Raw genomic sequence first — 24,501 nt, 5'->3', positions numbered from 1 at the left:
GACCCGTGGACCTGCAGCTCACCGACTCCCGCGTGCTCGTCACCGGCGGCACCCGCGGCATCGGCCGGGCGATCGTCGAGGCCTTCGTCGACGAGGGCGCCGTCGTCGAGTTCTGCGCCCGCGACGCCGCGGAGATCGAGGCGATGGAGAAGGCGATCGCGGAGCGCGGGGGGCGGGCCACCGGCGTCCGGCTCGACGTCCGGGACGGGCCGGCGCTGACCGGCTGGGTCGAGGCCGCCGCGGGGCGGCTGGGCGGGCTGGACGCCGTCGTCGCCAACGTCAGCGCGCTGGCGGCCGGGCCCGGCGAGGAGAACTGGTACGCATCCTTCGAGGTCGACCTCATGGGCACGGTGCGGCTGGCCACCGCCGCGCTGCCGCACCTGGAGGCCGGCGGTCGCGGCTCGATCGTGGCCATCTCCAGCGTCTCCGGGCGCGAGGCGGACTTCGCCTCCGGCCCGTACGGGACGATGAAGACGGCGATCGTCGGCTACATCGCCGGCCTGGCGTTCCAGCTCGCCGGCCGGGGCGTCCGGGCCAACGTCGTCTCCCCGGGCAACACGTACTTCGCGGGCGGTTTCTGGCAGGGCATCGAGCGGGGCGACCCGGACCTGTTCCGCGACTCCCTCGCGCTCAACCCCACGGGGCGGATGGGCACCGCCGAGGAGATGGCGAAGGCGGTCGTCTTCCTGTCCAGCCCGGTCTCCAGCTTCACGACCGGTACCAACCTGGTCGTGGACGGTGCCCTCACCCGCGGCATCCAGCTCTGAGAGGGTGCAGCATGGCGCTCATCTACCCGGTCCAGGCCGACTCCCCGGAACCCGAGGACGGCACCGACCCCGACTTCGCCGAACTGGCCGCGGACCTCTCCGACACCTGGCTGGTCGAGGTGGCGATCGGGGACGACGGTGACGACGCCTGCTTCGGGCCGCTGACCGCCCGCGCGGCGTGGGACCTCGCGCTCGGCATCGACCAGCGGCGCCCGGACTGGACGGTGTCCGTCGTCCCCCTGCACGTGGCCGGGACGGCGGACGAGCTCGTCGCGCTCTTCGAAGAGGACGACGAGTAGCGCCGCGGCGGGGCACCCACGATGACGACCGGTCTGGACCGCCGCGCCCCCGCCTGCGTCCTGGTGATCTTCGGCGCCTCGGGGGACCTCACGGCGCGCAAGCTGCTGCCGGCCCTGGAGCGGCTCACCGCCTACGGGGCGCTGCCGCCGGAGGTCGCCCTGGTCGGCGTCGCCCGGACGGCGATGACCGACGGGGAGTTCGGCGACCTGTGCCGTCGCAGCGTGACCAGTGACGGCAACCGGCGGTGGGACGAGCTGGCCTCCGCCGCCCGCTACGTCGCCGGGGACTACGACGACCCGGCGACCTACCAGCGCCTGTCCGAGGTGCTCGCCGACTGCGACCGCCTGCACGGCACCGCGGGCAACCGCGTCCACTACCTGGCCACGCCGCCCCGGCTGTTCGGGCCCATCGCCGTCAGCCTCGGCAAGGCGGGGCTGGGCACCCCCGACGGCGACGGCTTCGTGCGGGTCGTCGTCGAGAAGCCCTTCGGCTGGGACGAGGAGAGCGCCCGCGCGCTGTACGCCGACCTCTCGACGGCGTTCGTCGAGGACCAGGTCTTCCGCATCGACCACTACCTCGCCAAGGAGACCGTGCAGAACCTGCTCGCGCTCCGGTTCGCGAACTCGGTCTTCGAGCCGATCTGGAACCGCACGTGGGTGGACAACGTGCAGATCACGGTCGCCGAGACGCTCGGGGTCGGTGAGCGCGGCGGCTTCTACGAGACGACCGGGGCGATGCGGGACATCGTCCAGAACCACGTCCTGCAGGTGCTGTCGCTGTTCCTCATGGAGCCGCCCACCTCGTTCCACCCGGAGGCGATCCGGGACGAGAAGGTCAAGCTGCTGCGCGCCATCCGGCCCCTGGACGAGGAGGCGGAGATCGCCGCCAACGCGGTGCGCGGCCAGTACACCCGCGGCGGCACGCGGGAGGACCTCATGCCCGGCTACCGGGACGAGGCCGGCGTCGACCCGCTCAGCTCGACCGAGACGTTCGTCGGGCTGCGGCTGGACATCTCCAACTGGCGCTGGGCGGGCGTCCCGGTCTACGTGCGCACCGGGAAGCGGCTCCCGGCGCGGGTCACCGAGGTGGCCATGGAGTTCCGGCGGCCCCCGCAGCTGCCGCTGTTCCCCGGGACGGACGCCGACCTCGAGCCGGACGCGCTCGTCGTCCGGGTGCAGCCGGACGAGGGTCTGAGCCTGCGCTTCGGCGCGAAGGTGCCCGGCCACGCGTTCCGCGTGCAGAAGGCGTCGATGGACTTCTCCTACCAGAGCTTCGAGGAGCAGTCTCCCGACGCCTACGAACGGGTCATCCTCGACGCGCTCATCGGGGACCCGACCCTCTTCATCCGCGCCGACGAGGTCGGCCGCTCCTGGCGCATCGTCGACCCCGTGCTCCGGTACTGGGCCCAGGACCCCCGGCCGATCCCGCTGTACCAGGCCGCCACCTGGGGACCTCCGGAGGCAGCCGAGCTGATCGCCCGCGACGGACGGCGGTGGCGGCACCGGGGCTGAAGGCCGCGCCCGGACGGTCGTCGTCGCCGGTCACCCCGGGCCGTCCGCCTCGCTAGCGGCGCCGTCGTGGACCGCCCGCCTCGTCTCGTACCGGGTCGCCGACCGGCTCGCCGGCCATGTCCCAGCTCCAGGAGACCTGCGGGGTGATGCGCAGGTACAGGCCGGGGCCCACCATCCCGACCCGCTCCACGGGACCGTCGGCCACGCCGCAGACCCGGATCCCGCGCGCGACGAACGGGTCGGACGACGGCAGGTCGTCCACCACGAGGGCGACCTCGCGACGCCCGGCTCGCACGTTGGCCACCTTGCGGGTCCGCAGGACGCTCGCGCCGGAACCGCCGACCCAGGACGAGGCACCGTCGAACTCGACCGCGACGGGCACGACGTCGGGCTGCCCGTCCTCGCCCGACGTCGCGAGCCGGGCGATCCCGTGGGAGTGCAGGAACTCGACCTCGTCGTCGGTGGAGGCCACGCCGATCACCAGCCGCGGGCGCGCCACTCGGCGAGGTGCGGGCGCTCGGCTCCGATCGTGGTGTCCTTGCCGTGGCCGGGGTAGACCCAGGCGTCGTCGGGCAGGGCGCCGAACAGCCGCTGCTCGACGTCGTCGACGAGGCTGGCGAACCGCTGCGCGTCCTGCTGCGTGTTGCCCACCCCGCCGGGGAACAGGCTGTCACCGGTGAAGACGTGCGTCCCGGCGTCACCCGGCCCCCGCCACACCAGCGCGATGCTGCCGGGGGTGTGCCCGCGCAGGTGGACCACCTCGAGGGTCTGCTCGCCGACGGTCACCGTGTCGCCGTGCTCGACGGGGCGCTGCACGGGGACCGGCAGGTCCCCGGCGTCGGCGGGGTGCGCGACGGTGGTCGCGCCGGTGGCCTCGACGACCTGGGGGAGTGCGCGGTGGTGGTCCCAGTGGCCGTGCGTGGTGACGACGGTGCGCAGACCGCCGTCACCGATCAGCGCGCGCAGCGCGTCGGGCTCGGCGGCCGCGTCCACCAGGAGGCCCTCGCCGGTCGCGGTGCAGCGCAGCAGGTAGGCGTTGTTGGCCATCTCGCTGACCGCCAGCTTGCTGATGGTCAACCCCGGCAGCTCCCGGACGTCGGCGGGCCCGCCCACCTCGACGTCGCCGGTGTAGGTCCCCGCGCTCATCCCAGGCTCCCGTTCGAGAAGTGTCGGCGACCGCGGATACGGTCCAGGCATGGACGCTAGCGGAGGTCTCGCGGCCGGTCAGGTCGTCGGGCTCCCGGCCACCGAGCTGGCCGCCCGCGTGCGCGCGGGGGAGCTCACGGCGGTGGAGGTGGTGGGCGCGCACCTGGCCCACCTCGACGCGGTGGAGGCCCGGATCGGCGCCTTCCGGGTGGTCCGGCGCGAGGCGGCGCTGGCCGAGGCCGCGGCGGTCGACGCTGCTCCCGGCCGCGCCTCGATGCCACTGGCCGGGGTGCCGATCGCGGTCAAGGACAACGTCCCGGTCGCCGGTGAGACCTGCACCGACGGCTCGCCGGCCTGCCCCACGCGGGTGGAGACGGCGGACCACCCGGTCGTCGCCCGGCTGCGCGCGGCGGGCGCCGTGGTCGTCGGCATCAGCCGCGCGCCGGAGCTCTGCCTCTACGCCACCACCGACGGTCCGGGCACGGTCACCCGGAACCCGTGGGACACCGCCCGCTCGCCGGCCGGCAGCTCCGGCGGCAGCGCGGCCGCGGTCGCCGCGGGCGCGGTCCCGATCGCCGTGGGCAACGACGGCATGGGCTCGCTGCGGCTCCCCGCGGCGGCCTGCGGGCTGCTCACCCTGAAGCCCGGTCGTGGCGTCGTCCCGACCCTGGAGCTCGACTGGTCCGGCATGGTGGAGAACGGGGTCCTGACGACCACGGTGGCCGACCTCGCCGTCGCGCTGGCCGTGCTGACCGGGCAGGAGCCGGTGCCACCGCCGGCGCCCGGGCGGCCGCTGCGGGTCGCGGTCTCGACCCGCTCGCCGCTGCCCGGGGTGCGCGCCGACGGTCCGACGCGGGCCGCGGTCGACACGGTGGCCGCGGCGCTCACCGCGGCCGGGCACACCGTCGTCCGGCGGGACCCGCCGATCACGCCCGGCGCTGCGGCCGGCGCCCTGACCCGGTGGATGGCCGGCGCCGCCGACGACGCCGCGCACCTGGGCATCGACCTCGCCGACCTGCAGCCGCGCAGCCGCACCCACGCCCGCATCGGCCGGGCGGTCCGGGCCGCCGGCCTGGTGCGGCCGGCCACCGCGGAGCGGTTCCGCGAGCGGATGACCGCCTTCTTCGCCGACGTCGACGTGCTGCTCAGCCCGGTCACCACGGGCCCCCCGCTGCCCGCGCGGCCCTGGCACGAACGCGGTTTCGTGGCCAACGTCGTGGCCAACGCCCGGTGGGCGCCGTGGACGGCGGCCTGGAACCTGGCGGGTCTGCCGGCGCTGGTGCTGCCGGCCGGCACGCGGGCCGACGGGCTGCCCGTGGCCGTCCAGCTGGCCGGTCCCGCGGGTGCCGAGACGCGACTACTCTGGACCGCCGGAGAGCTGGAGCGGCAGCAGCCGTGGCGCCGACACGCGCCGGTCTTCGATCCCCTGCAGCCCGCCCTCGCGGCGCCCGCCTGAGTCCCCGCCCGTGCAGGGGCCGGTCGGGCCGAGGACCGGTATGACGGGGGTCGCGGGCCGGTAGCGGAACAGGCACCCAGCGCGACGACTTGTCTCCAGAGCGACATCGGCACCGGTCGGCACCGGCGCCGCGCAGCACCGCATCCCACGCTCCAGCGACCGACAGGGAACACATGGACCGCCTCGTCGTCCGCGGCGCCCGCGAGCACAACCTCAAGGACGTCCACCTCGACCTGCCCCGGGACGCGCTGATCGTGTTCACCGGGCTCTCGGGCTCCGGCAAGTCGAGCCTCGCCTTCGACACGATCTTCGCCGAGGGCCAGCGCCGGTACGTCGAGTCGCTGTCGGCCTACGCCCGGCAGTTCCTCGGCCAGATGGACAAGCCCGACGTCGACTTCATCGAGGGCCTGAGCCCGGCGGTCTCGATCGACCAGAAGTCGACCAACCGCAACCCGCGGTCGACCGTCGGCACCATCACGGAGGTCTACGACTACCTCCGGCTGCTCTACGCCCGCGCGGGGCAGCCGCACTGCCCGAACTGCGGCAAGCCGATCTCGCGGCAGACCCCGCAGCAGATCGTCGACCAGGTGCTGACCATGGCCGAGGGCACCCGCTTCCAGGTGCTCGCCCCCGTGGTGCGGGCACGCAAGGGCGAGTACGTCGACCTCTTCAGTTCGCTGCAGACGCAGGGCTTCTCCCGGGTCCGGGTCGACGGCACCGTGCACCCGCTGACCGAGCCGCCGAAGCTCAAGAAGCAGGAGAAGCACACGATCGAGGTGATCGTCGACCGGCTGACGGTCAAGGAGAGCGCCAAGCGCCGGCTGACCGACTCGGTCGAGACCGCGCTCGGCCTCGCCGGCGGCCTCGTCGTCCTCGACTTCGTCGATCTGGACGAGCACGACCCGCAGCGCGAGCGGACCTTCTCCGAGCACCTCGCCTGCGTCGACGACGGCCTGTCGTTCGAGGCGCTGGAGCCGCGCTCGTTCTCCTTCAACTCGCCGTTCGGCGCGTGCCCGGAGTGCACCGGCATCGGCACCCGCAAGGAGGTCGACCCGGACCTGGTCGTCCCCGACCCGGAGAAGAGCCTGGCCCAGGGGGCGATCGCGCCGTGGGCCACCTCGATGAGCAACGAGTACTTCACCCGGCTGCTCGGCGGCCTGGCCCAGCAGCTCGGCTTCTCCATGGACGACCCGTGGGAGCGGCTGCCGGCCAAGGTGCAGAAGGCGGTCCTGCACGGCTCGCCGGACCAGGTGCACGTCCGCTACAAGAACCGATACGGCCGCGAGCGCAGCTACTACGCCGCGTTCGAGGGCGTGCTGCCGTTCCTCGAGCGGCGGCACGAGGACACCGACAGCGACTTCATGCGGGACAAGTACGAGGGCTACATGCGCGACGTGCCCTGTCCCGTCTGCCACGGCACCCGGCTCAAGCCCGAGATCCTCGCGGTGAAGCTGAACGACCGGTCCATCGCCGAGGTCACCGGGCTGTCGATCGGTGAGGCGTCGGAGTGGCTGGGTGCGCTGGAGCTGGGGGAGCGGGAACGGGCCATCGCCGACCGCGTCCTCAAGGAGATCCAGGCCCGGCTGTCCTTCCTCGTCGACGTCGGCCTGGACTACCTCTCGCTGGACCGGCCGGCCGCCACCCTCGCCGGCGGTGAGGCGCAGCGGATCCGGCTGGCCACCCAGATCGGGTCCGGGCTCGTCGGGGTGCTGTACGTCCTCGACGAGCCCTCGATCGGGCTGCACCAGCGGGACAACACCCGGCTGATCGAGACGCTCGTCCGGCTGCGCGACATGGGCAACACCCTGATCGTCGTCGAGCACGACGAGGACACCATCAAGACCGCGGACTGGGTGGTCGACATCGGCCCGGGCGCGGGCGAGCACGGTGGCGAGGTGGTCGTCAGCGGCACCGTCGAGGACCTGCTGGCCAGCGAGCGGTCGCTCACCGGGCAGTACCTGTCCGGCCGCCGGGAGATCGAGATCCCCAAGGAGCGACGGGAGCTCACCCCCGGCCGCGAGCTCGTCGTCAAGGGCGCCCGCGAGCACAACCTCAAGGGCGTCGACGTCACGTTCCCGCTGGGCGTGCTGGTGGCCGTCACCGGCGTCTCCGGCTCGGGCAAGTCGAGCCTGGTCAACGACATCCTCTACACCACGCTGGCCAACGAGCTCAACCGCGCGCGGATGGTCCCCGGCCGGCACCGCACCATCACCGGGCTCGACCAGCTCGACAAGGTGGTGCACGTCGACCAGTCGCCGATCGGCCGCACGCCCCGGTCCAACCCGGCGACGTACACCGGGGTGTGGGACCACGTGCGCAAGCTGTTCGCCCAGACCACCGAGGCGAAGATGCGCGGCTACCTGCCGGGGCGCTTCTCGTTCAACGTCAAGGGTGGGCGCTGCGAGGCGTGCTCCGGCGACGGCACGCTGAAGATCGAGATGAACTTCCTGCCCGACGTCTACGTCCCCTGCGAGGTGTGCAAGGGCGCCCGGTTCAACCGGGAGACCCTCGAGGTGCACTACAAGGGCCGGACGGTGGCCGAGGTCCTGGACATGCCGATCGAGGAGGCGGCGGACTTCTTCGCGGCCATCCCGGCGATCGCCCGGTACCTGCGCACGCTGACCGAGGTCGGGCTGGGCTACGTGCGCCTCGGCCAGCCGGCGACCACGCTCTCCGGTGGGGAGGCGCAGCGGGTGAAGCTCGCCAGCGAGCTGCAGAAGCGGTCCAACGGGCGCAGCATCTACGTCCTCGACGAGCCGACCACCGGTCTGCACTTCGAGGACATCCGCAAGCTGCTGCTGGTGCTCCAGGGCCTGGTCGACAAGGGCAACTCGGTGGTGGTCATCGAGCACAACCTGGACGTCATCAAGAGCGCCGACTGGCTGATCGACATGGGGCCGGAGGGTGGCTTCCGCGGCGGCACGGTCGTCGCCGAGGGCCCGCCGGAGTTCCTCGCCTCCGTACCGGAGAGCCACACCGGCCGGTACCTGGCGAAGATCCTCGACCCGGACGCGGTCGCCGCGGCCGCGGCGCCGAAGAAGCGGGCCCGCAAGAAGGCGAGCTGACCACGCGGGGCCGGGCCGGACGCCGGTCCGGCCCCGCGCGACCTGTCACACCCCCGCTCTAGCGTCCGTGGGACCAGGACCGAGAGGGGCGCCCAGTGAGGCCACAGAGGACCTATCCGCACGGTGTCACCTGCTGGATCGACACCGAGCAACCCGACCCGCGGAGGCGGCCCGCTTCTACGCCGGGCTCTTCGGGTGGGTCCTCACCGATGCCGTCCCGCCGGACGCGCCGGGCAGCTACCTCATCGCCACCCTCGACGGGCAGGACGTGGCCGCGATCGGGCCGTCCGCGACCGGTTCGGCGAGCTGGAACACCTACGTCGCGGTCGACGACGCCGACGCCACCGCCGCGGCCGTGCCCGGTCTCGGTGGCTCGGTGACCGCCGCCCCGGAGGACGCCGGACCCGGCGGGCGGGCGGCGAGCTGCACCGACCCGGCGGGAGCTGCGTTCCGGCTCTGGCAGCCCCGCCGGCGACTCGGCGCCCAGCTGACGAACAGCCCGGGCAGCTGGAACTTCAGCGACCTGCACACCCCCGCCGGGGAGACCGTGCCGGCCTTCTACGGACCGCTGTTCGGCTGGCTCGCCGTCGACCTGGGGCAGGGAGCCGGGACGATGATCCAGGTGCCCGGGTACGGCGACCACCTCGCCGCCACCGTCGACCCCGGCATCCACGAGCGGCAGGCATCGGCCCCGCCGGGCTTCGCCGACGTCATCGGCGGGGTCGTCGAGGTGCCGGCGGGGGTCCCGGCCCGCTGGCAGGTCACGTTCACCGTCGCCGACCGGGACGCGAGCGTCGCGCTCGCCGAGCGGCTGGGCGCGACCGTCGTGTCCTCGACCGACGACGTCTGGACGCGGAACGCGCGGCTGCGGGACCCCCAGGGCGCCGAGTTCTCGGTCAGCCAGTTCACGCCCCCTGGTGGCGACTGGTGAGCGCCCGGCTCGGTCCGCGAGGATGACCGGCATGACGAGCGTGCCTGCGGAGGTCACCTGGCTGGAGGCGGGCGGCGGCGTCCGCCTCGCCCTGCGCGAGTGGGCGCCTGACGGCCCCCCGCGGGCCACCGTCCAGCTGGTGCACGGCCTGTCCGAGCACGCCGGCCGCTACCAGCGTCTCGCCGACGCGCTCACCGCCCGCGGCTACGCCGTCGCGGCCATGGACCACCGAGGGCACGGGCGGACCACCGAGTCCACCGGTCGGGGCCGGTTCGGCGACGGCGCGGGCCCCGAGGAGGTCCTCGACGACGTCCGGCTCGTCACGGCCCGGCTGGCCGAGGCGTACCCCGGTGTCCCGCACGTGCTGGTGGGTCACTCGCTCGGCTCGGTCATCGCCCTGGCGTCGGCCGAGCGGGAGGGCGAGGAGCTGGCCGGGTTGGTGCTGTCGGGCCCCCTCGGCGTCAACGAGCAGCTGGCCGGGATGCTGCCGCAGCTGCAGGCGGCGCTCGACGCCGGCATGGGCGAGCAGCCGGTCGCCGTCCTCGGCGACTTCAACGGGCCGTTCGAGCCGGCGCGCACGTCCTACGACTGGCTGTCCCGGGACGAGGCGGAGGTGGACGCCTACCTCGCCGACGCGCTCTGCGGCGACGACGTCCCGCCCACGTACGGCTACGCCGCCGCCATGTTCGGGCTCGCCGTCCGGGTGGCCACCCCGGAGGCCGTCGCGGGCCTGCCCGACGGACTGCCGGCGCTGCTGGTGTCCGGTCAGCGCGACCCGGTGGGGGGCGCCGACGCCGCCCAGGTGACCGCCCTCGCCGACCTCCTCCGGGATCGCGGCCTGCCGGTGGAGCAACACGTCTACCCCGACGCCCGGCACGAGGTGTTCAACGAGACCAACCGGGACCAGGTCACCGCCGACCTGCTGACCTGGCTGGAGGAGCGGCTCGCGGGCTGAGCCCTCAGGACGTACCGACCGGGCGGGCGGACTCCGGTGGGCGGTCCGGCGACCAGGCGTCGTCCGCGGCGTCCCGCGGCGCCGGCGTGCCGGTTCTCGCCTCCACCTCGCGCCAGAACGCGTCGACCCGGGCGTTCCACCGGTCCGGCACCTCCTGGAACGGCTGGTGCGACTCGGTCTCCCAGACCTCGAACGCGGCACCGCCGATGCGCTCCGCGACGGCGCGGCCGAGCTCGGGGTGGGCGGTCGGGTCGATGCCGCCGGCCAGCACGAGCGTCGGTGCGGAGATCCGGTCCAGGCGGTCGAGGGTCCGGTGGACGGCGAACGCGTCCAGGGTGCGCTGGGTGTCCTCCGGCGACTGCTTGTGCGGGAACGCGATCGCCTCCTCGATGACCGCCGCGACCGTGCCGTCGTTGTGCGCGCGCGGCGTGTAGATCGCGAGGAAGAAGCCCTCCAGGAACGCCCGCTCGGAGGGTGCGGCGCCGGCGAGCCAGTGGATGAAGCGGACCCACTGGCTCAGGTGGGGGTCCATCGCCGGCCAGGTGCTCTGCAGCACGAGACTGCGGACCACGTCCGGGTGCCGCAGCGCCAGCTCCTGACTGATCATCGCCCCGCCGGAGAAGCCGGCGACGTGCGCCGAGGCGATGCCGAGGGCCTCGAGGACGGCGGCGGCGTCGTCGGCCATCGCCTCGACGGTGGTGGGGCCGTCCGGCATGGGGGAGCGGCCGGCGCCCCGGTTGTCGAAGGCGGTCAGGCGGTAGCGGTCGGCCAGCCCGTCGAGCTGGAACTGCCAGGACTCCACGGTGTCGCCGAGCCCGCCGATCAGCAGGACGTCGGGACCACGTCCCACCTGCTCGGTCCAGATCGCGCGGTCTCCGGACCTGATGTGCCGTCCCATGCCCGGGCCCTCCTGCCGGCCCCCGTGCGGGACCAGGCTGGCGCCCGCGGGCCGCGGCTGTCAACGCCCGCGGGAGGCGGCGAACCACACCGGTGTGGTTCGGGGGAGGCCGCTGCGGCGGACCGTCGTCCCCCCGACCTAACCTGGGGTCATGCCGGACCCGTCCACGTACCGCCCCGCGGTCGGCAGCATCCCCGAGTCGCCGGGGGTCTACCGGTTCCGCGACCCGAACGGCCGGGTCGTCTACGTCGGCAAGGCCAAGAGCCTGCGGCAGCGGCTGAACAGCTACTTCGCCGACGTGGCCGGCCTGCACCCGCGCACCCGGCAGATGGTGACCACGGCGGCCAGCGTCGAGTGGACCGTCGTCGGCACCGAGGTCGAGGCCCTCCAGCTCGAGTACAACTGGATCAAGGAGTTCGACCCGCGGTTCAACGTCCGGTACCGGGACGACAAGAGCTACCCGTCTCTGGCGGTCACCCTCAACGAGGAGTACCCGCGGCTGCAGGTGATGCGCGGGCCCAAGAAGAAGGGCGTCCGCTACTTCGGCCCGTACGCGCACGCGTGGGCCATCCGCGAGACGCTCGACACCCTCACCCGCGTCTTCCCCGCCCGCACCTGCTCGACCGGCGTCTTCAAGCGGGCCGGGCAGATCGGGCGGCCCTGCCTGCTGGGGTACATCGGCAAGTGCTCGGCTCCCTGCGTGGGCAGGGTCAGCGCCGAGGAGCACCGGGAGATCGTCGACGACTTCTGCGACTTCATGGCCGGCCGCACCGAGCACCTGGTGAAGCGGCTCGAGCGGGAGATGTCGTCGGCCGCCGAGTCGATGGAGTACGAGAAGGCCGCCCGGCTGCGCGACGACCTGGGGGCGCTGCGACGGGCCCTGGAGAAGCAGGCCGTCGTCCTGGGCGACGGCACGGACGCCGACGTCGTCGCCTTCGCCCAGGACGAGCTGGAGGCCGCCGTCCAGCTCTTCCACGTCCGTGGCGGGCGGGTGCGCGGCCAGCGCGGCTGGATCGTCGACAAGGTGGAGGCGGTCACCACCGGCGAGCTGGTCGAGCAGTTCCTCCTGCAGGTCTACGGCGGCGTCGACGAGCAGACCGGCGCGGGGGAGGCGGGCGAGGCGGTGCCCCGCGAGGTGCTGGTGCCCGAGCTGCCCGACGACGCCGACGTCTACACCGAGCTGCTCGAGGAGCTCCGCGGCGGTCGCGTGTCGCTGCGGGTGCCGCAGCGCGGGGACAAGCGGGCCCTGCTGGAGACGGTGGAGCGCAACGCCAAGGAGGCGTTCGCCCGGCACCGGGTCAAGCGGGCCAGTGACCTCACCGCCCGCTCGCTCGCGCTGGCCGAGCTCCAGGAGGCGCTGGAGCTGCCGGACGCCCCGCTGCGGATCGAGTGCATCGACATCTCGCACGTGCAGGGCACCAACGTGGTGGCCAGCATGGTGGTGTTCGAGGACGGCCTGGCGAAGAAGTCCGACTACCGGCGGTTCAGCGTCACCAACGGCACCGACGACACCGCCGCGATGGCCGAGGTGGTCCGCCGCCGGTTCGCCCGCCACCTCAAGGAGGAGCAGGACCGCCGGGACGAGCAGGGGGTCGCCGCGGAGGAGGGCCGGCCGCGCCGGTTCGCCTACCCGCCGAACCTGCTGGTCGTCGACGGCGGTGCCCCGCAGGTCGCCGCGGCCGCCCGCTCGCTCGACGAGCTCGGCGTCGTCGACGTCGCGGTCTGCGGGCTGGCCAAGCGGATGGAGGAGGTCTGGCTGCCGGGGGACCCGGACCCGGTGATCCTGCCGCGCACCTCCGAGGCGCTCTACCTGCTGCAGCGGGTCCGCGACGAGGCGCACCGGTTCGCCATCACCTATCACCGGCAGAAGCGCTCCACCAGCATGCTGGTCTCCTTGTTGGACGACGTCCCCGGCCTCGGGGAGACGCGGCGGAAGGCCCTGATGAAGCAGTTCGGATCCCTCAAGCGGCTGCGCGCCGCGACCGTGGAGGAGCTGATGGCCGTCCCCGGCATCGGCCGGCGGACCGCGGAGGCGGTGCAGTCAGCCGTCGCCCTCCCGGACGCGGACGCGGACGCCGGGCCGGACGCCGGGACCGAGGTCGTCGAGTCGACCACCTCGCCCGCCGGCCCGGCCGAGCGCGGTGCCCCGCGTGCCGGCGCCGGCGCCACGGCCGAGGTCGGGCTGGTGGCCTCGTGAACGAGCTGACCAGCGACCGGCTGGGCACCCTCGGCACGCCGACGGGCCCCGCCGGCCACCCGCACAGCGACGTCCCGCCGTCCATCGACCCGTCGGCCACCGAGCTCCAGCCGCTGGACGTCGTCGTCGTCACCGGGCTGTCCGGAGCCGGCAAGAACAGTGCCGGCCGGGTGCTGGAGGACCTCGGCTGGTTCGTCGTGGACAACCTGCCGCCGGCCCTGCTGCTGCCGATGGTCGAGCTCGGCGCACGCGGCGACGTCCGCCGGTTCGCCGCCGTGGTCGACGTGCGCAGCCGCGCGTTCTCCAGCGACCTGCAGGAGGCGATCCGGGTGCTGGCCGAGGCCGGTCACCGCCCGCGGGTGGTCTACGTGCACGCCCGGGACGACGTGCTGATCCGGCGCTACGAGTCGGTCCGCCGCGAGCACCCGCTGCAGGGCTCGGGGCGGCTGATCGACGGCATCTCCGCCGAGCGCGAGCTGCTCACCGGCATCGCCGGGGAGGCCGACCTGTGGGTCGACACCAGCGACCTCAACGTGCACCAGCTGCGGGCGACGCTGGAGAACGCCTTCGCCCGGGAGGGCCAGACGCCGCCGCTGACCGCGACGGTGCTCAGCTTCGGGTTCAAGTACGGCCTGCCCCTGGACGCCGACCTGGTCGTCGACGCCCGCTTCCTGCCCAACCCGCACTGGCTGCCCGAGTTGCGGCCGCACACCGGCCAGGACCCGGACGTGCGCGACTACGTCCTCGGCCAGGAGGACGCCGGCCCCTTCCTCGACCGCTACCTCGACGTGCTGCGCCTGCTCGTCCCCGGCTACCGGCGGGAGGGCAAGCGCTACCTCACCCTCGCCGTGGGGTGCACCGGCGGCAAGCACCGGAGCGTCGCGATCGCCGAGGAGTTCGCCCGCCGGCTCACCGCCGACGGCATCGCCGCCGTCGCCCAGCACCGCGACCTGGGCCGCGAGTAGTGGGGGCAGCGCAGGGCGCGGCGGCCGGCACCCGGCCGCCGCGGGTGGTGGCCTTCGGCGGCGGTCACGGTCTGGCCGCTGCCCTGGGCGCCTGGCGCCGGATCACCCCGGAGCTGACCGCGGTCGTCACCGTGGCCGACGACGGGGGCTCCTCCGGCCGCATCCGCCGGGAGATGCCGGTGCTGCCGCCCGGCGACCTCCGGATGGCCCTCACCGCGCTGGCCGACGAGGCCGACCGCACCCGGGACATGGCCGCGCTGCTGCACCACCGGCTGGGCGGCAGCGGTGTGCTGGCCGGCCACCCGGTCGGCAACCTGGTGCTCACCGGCCTGGTCGAGCTGCACGGCGGTGACACCGTGCGGGCGCTGGACGACCTGTGCCGGCTGCTGGGCGCCCGCGGCCGGGTGCTGCCGATGGCCGACGTCCCGCTCGACCTGGTCGCCCGGGTGGAGAGCACCGATCCCGACGACCCTGCGCGCACCCGCACGATCCGGGGCCAGGTGGCGATCGCGACCACCCCGGGGCGGGTCCGGGACATCATCGTCTCGCCGCCGGACCCGCCGGTGCACCCCGCCGTCCTCGAGGCCATCGCCGCCGCGGACGTCGTCTCGCTCGGGCCGGGCTCCTGGTACACGTCCGTGCTGCCGCACCTGCTGGTGCCACGGCTGCGGGCGGCGCTGGCCGCCAGTTCGGCCCGGGTCGTCGTCGTCCTCAACCTGGAACCGCAGCCCGGGGAGACGGACGGGTTCTCCCCGGAGGAGCATCTGACGGTGCTGCGCGCCCATCTCGGCGGAGTGCCGCTGCACACGGTGATCGCGGATGTCGACTCGGTTGTTGACCGTTGTGGTCTCCTGTCTGCGGTGCGCGAGTGCGGCGCCGAGCTGGTCCTGGCTCCGGTGGCCGAACTCGGCGGCGCTCCACGGCACGACCCCGCGCGGCTGGCAACGGCTCTCGGGGCCGCTGCCGGGGTGGGCTGACGCTCGGGCGGTCGGGGCGCCAGGGCATGGAATTCCGGGGCCGGGTACCGCAACCTCTGGTACCGGCACCGGTTCGAGCAGCAGATGAGGGGACGCCACACATGGGGCCAGGTAACCCCGGGGGAACGTGGGGGTGGATGGCATGGCGATGACGGCCATGGTCAAGGACGAGCTGTCTCGGGTGGAGTGCACCAAGACCTCCGAGCGCAAGGCGGAGGTCACCGCGCTGCTGCGCTTCAGCGGCGGCCTGCACATCGTCGGGGGCCGCGTGGTGATCGAGGCCGAGCTGGACACCGGCTCGGTCGCCCGCCGCCTGCGTCGCGACATCAGCGAGGTGTACGGCTACACCAGCGGCGTGAGCGTGCTCGCGGGCGGCAACATCCGCCGCGGGGTGCGCTACCTCGTCCGGATCGCCAAGCACGGCGAGGGCCTGGCCCGGCAGACCGGGCTGGTCGACCAGCGCGGCCGCCCGGTGCGGGGCCTGCCGCCGTCGGTGGTCTCCGGTGGCATCAACGACGCCGAGGCCGCCTGGCGCGGGGCCTTCCTCGCGCACGGCTCGCTCACCGAGCCGGGCCGGTCCTCCTCGCTGGAGGTCACCTGCCCCGGTCCCGAGGCCGCGATGGCGCTCGTCGGCGCGGCCCGCCGGCTGGGCATCGCCGCCAAGGCCCGCGAGGTGCGCGGCGCCGACCGGGTCGTGGTCCGCGACGGCGACGCCATCAGCGCCCTGCTCACCCGCATGGGGGCGCACGACGCCGTCCTCGCCTGGGAGGAGCGGCGGATGCGCCGTGAGGTCCGGGCGACGGCGAACCGGCTGGCCAACTTCGACGACGCCAACCTCCGCCGCTCGGCCCGGGCCGCGGTGGCCGCCAGCGCGCGGGTGGAGCGGGCGATGGAGATCCTCGCCGGAGACGCCCCCGAGCACCTGCTGCTCGCCGGCCGGCTGCGGCTGGAACACGGCCAGGCGTCGCTCGAGGAGCTCGGCCAGCGCGCCGACCCGCCGATGACCAAGGACGCCGTCGCCGGCCGGATACGGCGACTGCTGGCCATGGCCGACAAGCGGGCCAAGGACCTCGGCATCCCCGACACCGAGTCGGTCGTCACCGACGACATGCTGGCCCAGTAGTCGAAGGACCCCCTGCCCCCGCCACTCGCAGGCTCGCGGCGGGCCCCTGCAGGGGCCGCCCGCTGGGAGCCGCCTGGCGTGGGTGGCCGCTCCGGTCCGTCACGGGGCCGCCGTCCAGCCGGTCCGGGTCGCCTGTCAGGTGGCCCGGGCCGGGTCGTGCGGGGACCGTTAGGCTCGATGCCGAGCGAGGCTGTGCGCTGCGCGCGGCCCCCGACGCGACAGACACGTGGAGGTCAGCAGTGACGGTCCGGGTAGGCATCAACGGGTTCGGGCGGATCGGCCGGAACTTCTGGCGCGCGGCCGCGGCCAGCGGCCAGGACATCGAGATCGTGGCGGTGAACGACCTCACCAGCCCCGAGGCACTGGCACACCTCCTCAAGTACGACAGCATCCTGGGCAAGCTCCCCGACGACGTCGCGGCGGACGGTCAGTCGATCAAGGTCGGCGGCCAGACCATGCAGGTGCTCTCCGAGCGCGACCCCGCCGCCCTCCCGTGGGGCGACCTCGGCGTCGACGTCGTCGTCGAGTCCACCGGCTTCTTCACCAAGGCCTCCGACGCCCGCAAGCACGTCGACGCCGGCGGCGCCAAGAAGGTCATCATCTCCGCGCCGGCCACCGACGACGACATCACGATCGTCATGGGCGTCAACGACGGCCTGTACGACGGCTCGCAGACGATCATCAGCAACGCGTCCTGCACGACGAACTGCCTGGCGCCGCTGGCCAAGGTGCTCAACGACGCCTTCGGCATCGAGCGGGGCCTGATGACCACCATCCACGCCTACACCGCGGACCAGAACCTGCAGGACGGCCCGCACAAGGACCTTCGCCGTGCCCGCGCCGCCGCGCTGAACATGGTGCCGACCTCGACCGGCGCGGCCAAGGCCATCGGCCTGGTCCTGCCCGAGCTCAAGGGCAAGCTGGACGGCTACGCCATGCGCGTCCCGCTGCCCACGGGCTCGGCCACCGACCTCACCGTGACGCTGAACCAGGAGGCCACGGCGGAGGAGATCGACACCGCCTACCGCGAGGCGGCGGCCGGGCCGCTGGGCAAGTACCTGACCTACACCGACGCCCCGATCGTCTCCTCCGACATCGTCACCGACCCCGCGTCCTGCATCTACGACGCGCAGCTGACCAAGGTCTTCGGCCCGATGGTCAAGGTGCTCGGCTGGTACGACAACGAGTGGGGCTACTCCAACCGCCTGGTCGACCTGACGACGCTGGTGGGCAAGTCCCTCTGATGCGCTCGCTCGACGACCTCCTCGCCGAGGGCGTCTCGGGTCGGCGCGTGCTCGTGCGCGCCGACCTGAACGTCCCGCTCGACACGTCCACCCGCGCGATCACCGACGACGGCCGGATCCGGGCCAGCCTGCCCACCCTGCAGGCGCTGCGGGACGCCGGCGCCCGGGTGGTCGTGGCCGCTCACCTCGGCCGGCCCAAGGGCGAACCCGACCCCCAGTTCTCCCTCGCGCCGGTCGCGGCACGGCTCGGTGAACTGCTCGGGACGACGGTGCCCCTGGCCGCCGACGTCGCCGGGGACGACGCGCGCGCGAGGGCCGGAGCGCTGGCCGACGGCGACGTCCTCCTGCTGGAGAACGTCCGGTTCGAGGCTGCCGAGACGGCGAAGGACGACGCCGCGCGGGGTGAGCTGGCCGACCGGCTGGCCGCCCTCGCCGACGTCTACGTCGACGACGCCTTCGGCGCGGTGCACCGCAAGCACGCCTCGGTGTACGACGTCGCGCAGCGGCTGCCGCACGTCGCCGGCCGGCTGGTCGCCACCGAGCTGGACGTGCTCACCCGCCTCACGCAGGACCCGGAGCGCCCCTACGTCGTCGTCCTCGGCGGCTCCAAGGTCAGCGACAAGCTCGCGGTGATCGAGGCCCTGCTGCCGAAGGTCGACCGGCTGCTGGTCGGCGGCGGCATGTGCTTCACCTTCCTCGCCGCCCAGGGCCACGGGGTCGGGAAGTCGTTGCTGGAGGCCGACCAGGTCGACACCTGCCGCCGGCTCCTGGCGGAGGCGGGCGGCAAGATCGTGCTGCCGGTGGACATCCTCTGCGCGGACCGGTTCGGTGCCGACGCCGAGACCAGCGTGACGCCGGCCGACGCGATCCCGGACGACCTGATGGGACTGGACGTGGGCCCGCTCACCGTCGACCTGTTCACCGCCGAGCTGGTCGAGGCGCGCACCGTCTTCTGGAACGGCCCGATGGGCGTCTTCGAGCTGGCCCCCTTCCAGGCCGGCACCCGCGGGGTGGCGGAGGGGGTGGGCGCCGTCGACGGGCTGTCCGTCGTCGGTGGCGGGGACTCCGCGGCCGCGGTGCGGGTGCTCGGCCTCGACGAGGCCGCCTACGGGCACATCAGCACCGGCGGCGGCGCGTCGCTGGAGTACCTCGAGGGCCGGGAGCTGCCCGGCCTCGCGGTGCTGGCCGACTGAGGGAGCGGACATGGCACGCAGAGGCACCCCGGTCCGCCGGGAGGGCCGCCGGCCGCTCATCGCCGGCAACTGGAAGATGCACCTGACCCACCTCGAGGCGATCGGGCTGGTGCAGAAGCTGGCCTTCTCCCTCAAGGAGCCCGAGCTGGAGGCGGCCGAGGTCGTCGTCCTGCCGCCGTTCACGGCGCTGCGCAGCGTGCAGACGCTCGTCACCGGCGACAAGCTCGAGATCGGCTACGGCGCGCAGGACCTCTCGGCGCAGGACTCCGGCGCCTACACCGGCGAGGTCAGCGGCGCGATGCTGGCCTCGCTGGCCTGCACGTACGTCGTCGTCGGGCACTCCGAGCGGCGGGCGCTGCACGGCGAGGACGACACCGTCGTGGCCGCCAAGGTCGCAGCGGCGCTGCGGCACGGCCTGGTGCCGATCCTCTGCGTCGGCGAGGGGCTGGACGTGCGCCGCGCCGGCGAGCACGTGCCGCACTGCACCGCGCAGCTCGACGCCGCGCTCGAGGGCCTGACGGCCGAGCAGCTCAGCGCTCCGGGCGGCGGCACGGGGACCGTCGGCGGCGGGGTGGTGATCGCCTACGAGCCGGTGTGGGCGATCGGTACGGGTGAGGTCGCGACGCCCGAGGACGCCCAGGAGGTCTGCGGTGCGCTCCGCCTCCGGCTCGCCGAGCGTTTCGGCCAGGAGACGGCCGACCTGGTCCGTATCCTCTACGGCGGGTCGGTGAAGGCCGCGAACACGGCCGGGATCCTGGCCGGGCCGGACGTCGACGGCGCGCTCGTCGGCGGTGCCAGCCTGGACGGCGACGAGTTCGCACAGATCTGTCGGACAGCCGCCGGCGGGGGCTGACCGCCGCCGCCGGCCTGGCGGGGAGCGGGTAGGTGGACACCACGCGGGAGCGACCGGCCTGGGCGCTGGGGACGCGGGGACGCATCGCGGGGATCGCCGCCGCCGTCGTCCTCGTGGTGGCCGTGGCGGTGAGCTGCAGCAGCTCCGCCGACGACGGCACCGGCGTGCCGGTCCTCGGCGACGGTGCGGACGCCGGGCTGACCGGGGTCCGGGCGCCGTCGGAGACGGTCGGCGGGACGCTCCGGGTGGTCACCGGCGAGGTGGACAGCCTCGACCCGCAGCGCTCCTACCTGCCGGGCGTGTGGAACCTGATGCGGCTCTACACCCGCACGCTGGTCACCTACTCGGCCGAGCCCGGCCGCACCGACCAGCTGGTGCCGGACCTCGCCACCGACCTGGGCACGTCCCCCGACGGGGGGAGCACCTGGACGTTCACCCTGCGCGAGGGCACCCGGTTCGAGAACGGCCGGCCGATCACCGCCCGGGACGTCAAGTACGGCATCGAGCGGTCGTTCGCCTCCGACGTCGTGGTCGGCGGCCCGACCCACGTGGTGGAGCTGCTGGACGACCCGGACAACCCCTACGCCGGGCCCTACCAGGACGAGGCCCCCGATCGGCTCGGACTGGCGGCGATCGAGACCCCCGACGACCGCACGATCACCTTCCGGCTGCGCACTCCGCAGCCGGAGTTCCCGTTCGTCATGGCGCTGCCCTCCAGCAGCCCGGTGCCGATCGAGAGCGACAGCGGCGCTGACTACGGCCGCGACCCCGTCTCCTCGGGTCCCTACGCCATCTCCGCAGTCGATGCGGTCACCGGCATCGTCCTCGACCGCAACCCCGAATGGGACCCGGCCACCGACGACGTGCGCACCGCGCTTCCCGATCAGGTCGTCGTCCGCACCGGGCTCACCGGGCTCGAGCGCGACCAGGCGCTGCTGGCCGGGTCGGCGGACGTCGACGTCTCCGGCACCGGCGTGCAGGCGCAGACCACCGCGCGGCTGGCCGAGGAGGCCGGGGGAGAGGTCCCGGTCACCGCCCGCGTGGACGAGGTGACCAGCGGGGTGGTCCGGTTGCTGGCGCTGCCCACCAACGTCGCGCCCTTCGACGACCCCAGCTGCCGGGCGGCCGTCGCCGCGGCGGTCGACCGGGCCGCCGTCCAGGAGGCGCTCGGTGGCTCGCTCAACGCCGTCCGCACCTCGCAGCTGTGGCCGCGGGCGATGGACGGCGGCCCCGAGGAGACCGACCCCACGGCCGATCCGGATGCCGCCGCCGAGGCACTGACCGCCTGCGGCCGGCCGGACGGCTTCGACACCGTGCTGGCCGTACCCGACGCCCCGCTGAGCGTGAAGGTGGGGGAGGAGCTCGCCGGCCACCTCGGCGAGGTGGGCATCCGGGTGGAGGTGCGGCCGCTGGCGGTCGCCGGCTTCTACGCCACCGACATCGGCAACCCCGACAACGTGGCCGCCAACGGCTACGGGCTCGTGCTGGCCACCTGGACGGCCGACTTCCCCACGCCCGGCTCGTTCCTGGTGCCGCTGGTCGACGGCCGGTCGGTCAGCCCGGTGGGCAACACCAACTTCGCCCGGCTCACCGACCCCGCCATCGACCAGCTGGTCGACGCCGCCCGCGCGGTCGGCGAGCCGGAGGCGGCCCGCGCGGCGTGGCGGGAGGTGGCGACGGCGGCCGTCGGCACCGGCGCCTACGTCCCGCTGGCCGAGACCCGCGTGCAGCTGCTGGCCGGTCAGCGGCTGCACAACGGGGTGGTCATGGCCGCCTACAGCGGTCACGACCTGGCGACCGCGGGGGTCCGCTGACCGCGCGCTGACCCGACGGCGCGTCGTCCCTGCCGTGTCGGCCGGGGGTCATCGGGCGGTCGGTTACCCTCGGGGGATGATCGAGCTGGTCCTCAACGTGCTGCTGGTGCTCACCAGCGCGCTCATCGTGGTGCTGATCCTGCTGCACCGGGGCAAGGGCGGAGGCCTGTCCTCGATGTTCGGCGGCGCGGCCTCCTCGCAGCTGTCCGGCTCGTCGGTGGTGGAGAAGAACCTCAACCGGCTCACCGTCTTCACGCTCCTCATCTGGGCCGTCTGCGTCATCGGCCTCGGCATCCTGCTCAAGGTCTGAGAGAAGGACCCCGTCCTCCCCACCCTTTGCGAGCTCAGGGTGGGACCCGGGACGGGGCCGCTGCGAACCTCGCGCGAGGTCGGGGTGGGACCCGGGACGGGGCCGGGTTCTCCGGGCGTATCGGCCGCGCACAAATCGTGACCAGGATCGCCCGGTCCAGGCCCTACACTGCCCGAGCGGCCGGATCACCGCCGCAGACCGCCGGGAACTCAGGGAGCGCTCGTGGCTGGTGGCAACGCGATCCGGGGCACGCGGGTCGGCGCGGGGCCGATGGGTGAGGCCGAGCGCGGGGAGACCGCACCGCGCCGGCGCATCGGGTTCTGGTGCACGCAGGGACACGAGACGCGGGTGGCCTTCGCCTCCGACGCCGACGTCCCCGACCTGTGGGACTGCCCCCGCTGCGGGCTCCCCGCCGGCCAGGACCAGGCCGCGCCGCCGCCGGCGCCCCGGACCGAGCCGTACAAGACCCACCTGGCCTACGTGCGCGAGCGGCGCAGTGACGCCGACGGCGACGCGCTCCTCGAGGAGGCCCTCGCCAAGCTCCGGTCCCGCCGCGGCGCCTGAGCCGAGGCCCCGGCCCCCACGACGAGTCGTGGGGGCCGGTGCGTGCTCAGTCCTGCGACGGACGGGGCAGCGGCATCGGGGTCCACCGCACCCAGGCGGCGCGGGTGACGTCCCAGTAGCAGCCGGGGTGCCGGTGCACCGGCGCAGGCCGGGCGCCGGCGTCCGCCGTGCGGGCGGGAACGGTCGCGGTGGGCAGGGTCATGGTGGTCTCCGCTGTCCTGGACGGGATGCCGTCACCGGCGGTCGCCCGCGTGCGCGCTGCTGGCGGGGGCGCCGTCAGGCAGTGTGCTCCGCCCGAGGGCACCGGGACCAGGCCTTCGGTCACGCAGGGACCGGCTGACCCCCGGTGTCCAGCTCGGCGGCCGCGGCGGCGTCGAGCAGCCAGCGGGTGGCCCTGCGGCCGCGCACGCCGGCGGCCGGCAGGTCGCGCGGCCCGACGTCCTCCTGCAACGCACGGGCGACCGCGGGCGCCTTGCCCTCGCCGGAGACGATCAGCCAGATCTCCTCGGCGGCGTTGATCGCGGAGAAGCCCAGGCTGATCCGGGTCGGCGGCGGCTTCGCGCAGTCGCGCACCGCGACCACCGGCCGCTCGTCGGAGACGGCCGGCGACTCCGGGAAGATCGAGGCGACGTGACCCTCCGGGCCCATGCCGAGCAGCAGGACGTCGAGGCGGGGGAGGCCGCCGCCCTCGGACGCGGCAGCGGCCAACTGCCCGGCGTACCAGGCGGCGGCGTCCTCGGGCTCGGCGAACCCGGCGTCCGAGGCGGGCATCGCGTGCACCCGCTCGGCCGGCACCCCGACGGCGTCCAGCAGCGCCCGGCGCGCGCCCAGCTCGTTCCGGTCGGCGTCGTCGGCGGGCACGAACCGCTCGTCACCCCACCAGACGTCCACCGCCGTCCAGTCCACCCGCTCCCGCTCGGGCTCGGCGGCCAGCGCGGCGACCCGCTCGAGGACGGCGGTGCCGATGCCACCACCGGTGAGGACCACCGACGCCGTGCCGTGCACCGCCTGCGCGGCGGCCAGCCGGGCGACCAGCGCCGACCCGACCGCCCGCGCCAGCCGGTCGGCGTCGGGCTCGACGACCACGTCGGGCACGGGGCGGTCCGCCCCGCCCAGGTTCGCGGCGGCCCGGTCCCCGGGTGGCGAGGTCACCGGACGGCTTCCCGTGCGTCCTCGTCGGCGCCGTCCGGAGCGCCGTCGGGATCGGCCTGGGCCGGGTCGAACCACACGTGCTCGCGCTCCGGCGACCGCGCGGCCAGGTCCGACGCCCCGGTCGCGGCCTCCAGCGCCTCGGCGAAGGGCTCGTCGGGGTCCAGGCGCCGCAGTTCCTCCCCGACCAGGTCGCCCAGCTGGGGGTCGGGCAGGGCGACGGTCGCCTCGGGCCGGTACGGCTGGGCGATCACGGCGCCGCCACGGCGGTCGGCGGTGACGTGCACCTCCTCGTCCTGGTCCAGTCGCAGCACGACCGACGACACCCCGCTCGGGCCGGGCCGCCGGTCGCCCTCGACGACGGTGACCTCGCAGCCGCAGCGGGCGGTCAGCCAGCCCGCCAGCAGCCGGGCGGTCGCGTTCCCGGGGTCGCCCTCGACCTGACCCCCGCGGACGACGACGGCGTCGCCCCGACGGCCCGCGACCGAGTCGACGGTCGAGGTGAGCGTCGAGCGCCACGGCGTGGTGCGCGTCCAGGCGAGGTCGGTGTCGCCCGGGGCGTAGTCCTCGGCGCGGGCGCCCAGCGCGGCCAGCTGGTCCTCGGCCATCGAGCTGTCGGTGATCCGGCGATCGGCGATGACCGCCAGCGCGTCGGTGGACAGGCGCTCCGGCGGCGTGCCGTGCCACCAGGTCACGACCGGGGCGTCGGCGGCCAGCAGGGGCAGGACCACGGACTCCGCGTGCAGGGCGAGGCGGCCGTACATCCGCATGACCACCGCCTCACCCGGACCCAGCCGCCCGCCGATGAGGACCTCGGCGTCCAGGCGGGGTGCCGGCGCCTCGATCTGGCGGCGCACCACGATGAGCAGCCGGCAGGGGTGCTGCTCGGCGGCGGCGGTGGCCGCCTCCTCGGCCTCGGCGACCCGGCCCTCGTCGGCCACGACCACGAGGGTCAGGGCCACGCCGGAGAGCACGGCGCCGCCGGTGCGGCGCTGGGCGGCCAGCTCCTTGACCACGGCGGAGCCGGTGGTGTCCCACAGGGTCGTCATGCCGTCTCCTCGGCTGGGGCGGTGGCTCGGGTGT

23 protein-coding genes are annotated in these 24,501 nt (G+C 74.4%); 17 read left to right on the top strand and 6 right to left on the bottom strand.

Translation table 11 applies throughout. The features are described 5' to 3' along the window. Positions 1–5 precede the first annotated feature (5 nt). The 3 genes from GCU56_RS13075 to zwf are packed head-to-tail and all read left to right on the top strand — an operon-like array spanning position 6 to position 2,578. Positions 6–767, top strand: coding sequence for an SDR family oxidoreductase (locus tag GCU56_RS13075; protein WP_163482171.1), 762 nt, complete (start codon positions 6–8; stop codon positions 765–767). Between the two features lie 11 nt (positions 768–778). Further along, entirely contained in the window at positions 779–1,066 is a 288-nt protein-coding gene (locus GCU56_RS13070) for a hypothetical protein (protein WP_163482170.1), read from the top strand. 21 nt (positions 1,067–1,087) lie between these two features. After that, entirely contained in the window at positions 1,088–2,578 is a 1,491-nt protein-coding gene (zwf, locus tag GCU56_RS13065) for a glucose-6-phosphate dehydrogenase (protein ID WP_163482169.1), read from the top strand. A 52-nt stretch (positions 2,579–2,630) separates the two neighbouring features. Here the strand turns inward: zwf and GCU56_RS13060 are convergent, their stop codons facing one another. Both GCU56_RS13060 and GCU56_RS13055 read right to left on the bottom strand, forming a co-directional pair. Beyond that, positions 2,631–3,050: a PPOX class F420-dependent oxidoreductase gene (locus tag GCU56_RS13060; RefSeq protein ID WP_204332018.1), complete on the bottom strand. Its 420-nt coding sequence runs from the start codon at positions 3,048–3,050 to the stop codon at positions 2,631–2,633. Between the two features lie 5 nt (positions 3,051–3,055). Beyond that, complete coding sequence (locus GCU56_RS13055; protein ID WP_163482168.1) at positions 3,056–3,724, bottom strand: MBL fold metallo-hydrolase; 669 nt, start codon at positions 3,722–3,724, stop codon at positions 3,056–3,058. A 49-nt stretch (positions 3,725–3,773) separates the two neighbouring features. Between GCU56_RS13055 and GCU56_RS13050 the strand changes: the two genes are divergently transcribed. From GCU56_RS13050 to GCU56_RS13035, 4 genes are all read left to right on the top strand, one after another. After that, positions 3,774–5,180, top strand: a complete 1,407-nt coding sequence (locus GCU56_RS13050; protein WP_163482167.1) for an amidase — start codon at positions 3,774–3,776, stop codon at positions 5,178–5,180. Positions 5,181–5,353: 173 nt separating this feature from the next. After that, positions 5,354–8,245 carry an excinuclease ABC subunit UvrA gene (uvrA, locus tag GCU56_RS13045; RefSeq protein ID WP_163482166.1) on the top strand — a complete coding sequence of 964 codons (2,892 nt, stop codon included), beginning with the start codon at positions 5,354–5,356 and terminating at the stop codon, positions 8,243–8,245. Positions 8,246–8,312: 67 nt separating this feature from the next. Further along, a complete protein-coding gene (locus GCU56_RS13040) occupies positions 8,313–9,176 on the top strand; it encodes a VOC family protein (protein WP_345771819.1) in 864 nt (287 codons plus the stop codon). A gap of 31 nt (positions 9,177–9,207) precedes the next feature. Further along, positions 9,208–10,131 (top strand): alpha/beta fold hydrolase, encoded by a 924-nt coding sequence (locus GCU56_RS13035; protein WP_163482165.1) that lies wholly within the window; start codon positions 9,208–9,210, stop codon positions 10,129–10,131. Between the two features lie 4 nt (positions 10,132–10,135). On the opposite strand, the gene GCU56_RS13030 is transcribed toward GCU56_RS13035, so the two are convergent. Continuing rightward, positions 10,136–11,029, bottom strand: a complete 894-nt coding sequence (locus tag GCU56_RS13030; RefSeq protein WP_163482164.1) for an alpha/beta fold hydrolase — start codon at positions 11,027–11,029, stop codon at positions 10,136–10,138. 151 nt (positions 11,030–11,180) lie between these two features. Here GCU56_RS13030 and uvrC point away from each other — a divergent pair, with 151 nt between their 5' ends. The 10 genes from uvrC (at position 11,181) to GCU56_RS12980 (ending at position 22,269) form a co-directional block, all read left to right on the top strand. Further along, positions 11,181–13,226, top strand: a complete 2,046-nt coding sequence (uvrC, locus tag GCU56_RS13025) for an excinuclease ABC subunit UvrC (protein ID WP_163482163.1) — start codon at positions 11,181–11,183, stop codon at positions 13,224–13,226. Further along, the gene (rapZ, locus tag GCU56_RS13020) at positions 13,223–14,191 is read left to right on the top strand and encodes an RNase adapter RapZ (protein WP_163482162.1); all 969 of its coding nucleotides are present in this window, start codon (positions 13,223–13,225) and stop codon (positions 14,189–14,191) included. Before uvrC ends, rapZ begins: the two co-directional genes overlap by 4 nt. Beyond that, positions 14,191–15,168, top strand: coding sequence for a uridine diphosphate-N-acetylglucosamine-binding protein YvcK (locus GCU56_RS13015; RefSeq protein WP_163482161.1), 978 nt, complete (start codon positions 14,191–14,193; stop codon positions 15,166–15,168). Before rapZ ends, GCU56_RS13015 begins: the two co-directional genes overlap by 1 nt. Before the next feature lie 142 nt (positions 15,169–15,310). Next, entirely contained in the window at positions 15,311–16,291 is a 981-nt protein-coding gene (whiA, locus tag GCU56_RS13010; protein ID WP_163482160.1) for a DNA-binding protein WhiA, read from the top strand. A gap of 239 nt (positions 16,292–16,530) precedes the next feature. Next, on the top strand, positions 16,531–17,535 hold the full coding sequence (gene gap, locus GCU56_RS13005; RefSeq protein WP_163482159.1) for a type I glyceraldehyde-3-phosphate dehydrogenase: 1,005 nt from the start codon (positions 16,531–16,533) through the stop codon (positions 17,533–17,535). Further along, the gene (locus GCU56_RS13000) at positions 17,535–18,728 is read left to right on the top strand and encodes a phosphoglycerate kinase (RefSeq protein ID WP_163482158.1); all 1,194 of its coding nucleotides are present in this window, start codon (positions 17,535–17,537) and stop codon (positions 18,726–18,728) included. Before gap ends, GCU56_RS13000 begins: the two co-directional genes overlap by 1 nt. Before the next feature lie 10 nt (positions 18,729–18,738). Continuing rightward, entirely contained in the window at positions 18,739–19,581 is an 843-nt protein-coding gene (tpiA, locus tag GCU56_RS12995) for a triose-phosphate isomerase (protein WP_163482157.1), read from the top strand. Positions 19,582–19,613: 32 nt separating this feature from the next. Next, positions 19,614–21,395 (top strand): ABC transporter substrate-binding protein, encoded by a 1,782-nt coding sequence (locus GCU56_RS12990; RefSeq protein ID WP_163482156.1) that lies wholly within the window; start codon positions 19,614–19,616, stop codon positions 21,393–21,395. Between the two features lie 76 nt (positions 21,396–21,471). Continuing rightward, positions 21,472–21,705 (top strand): preprotein translocase subunit SecG, encoded by a 234-nt coding sequence (secG, locus tag GCU56_RS12985; protein WP_204332016.1) that lies wholly within the window; start codon positions 21,472–21,474, stop codon positions 21,703–21,705. A 222-nt stretch (positions 21,706–21,927) separates the two neighbouring features. Continuing rightward, a complete protein-coding gene (locus tag GCU56_RS12980) occupies positions 21,928–22,269 on the top strand; it encodes an RNA polymerase-binding protein RbpA (RefSeq protein ID WP_163482155.1) in 342 nt (113 codons plus the stop codon). A gap of 46 nt (positions 22,270–22,315) precedes the next feature. Here the strand turns inward: GCU56_RS12980 and GCU56_RS12975 are convergent, their stop codons facing one another. From GCU56_RS12975 to GCU56_RS12965, 3 genes are all read right to left on the bottom strand, one after another. Continuing rightward, positions 22,316–22,471 carry a hypothetical protein gene (locus tag GCU56_RS12975; RefSeq protein ID WP_163482154.1) on the bottom strand — a complete coding sequence of 52 codons (156 nt, stop codon included), beginning with the start codon at positions 22,469–22,471 and terminating at the stop codon, positions 22,316–22,318. Positions 22,472–22,590: 119 nt separating this feature from the next. Continuing rightward, a complete protein-coding gene (gene pgl, locus GCU56_RS12970) occupies positions 22,591–23,421 on the bottom strand; it encodes a 6-phosphogluconolactonase (RefSeq protein ID WP_163482153.1) in 831 nt (276 codons plus the stop codon). Continuing rightward, positions 23,418–24,467, bottom strand: a complete 1,050-nt coding sequence (locus tag GCU56_RS12965) for a glucose-6-phosphate dehydrogenase assembly protein OpcA (protein ID WP_163482152.1) — start codon at positions 24,465–24,467, stop codon at positions 23,418–23,420. The genes pgl and GCU56_RS12965 overlap by 4 nt, the downstream gene beginning before the upstream one ends. Positions 24,468–24,501 lie beyond the last annotated feature (34 nt).

Source organism: Geodermatophilus sabuli (assembly GCF_010686765.1).
GTDB lineage: Bacteria > Actinomycetota > Actinomycetes > Mycobacteriales > Geodermatophilaceae > Geodermatophilus > Geodermatophilus sabuli_A.
This window is presented reverse-complemented; position numbering and strand designations above follow the sequence as displayed.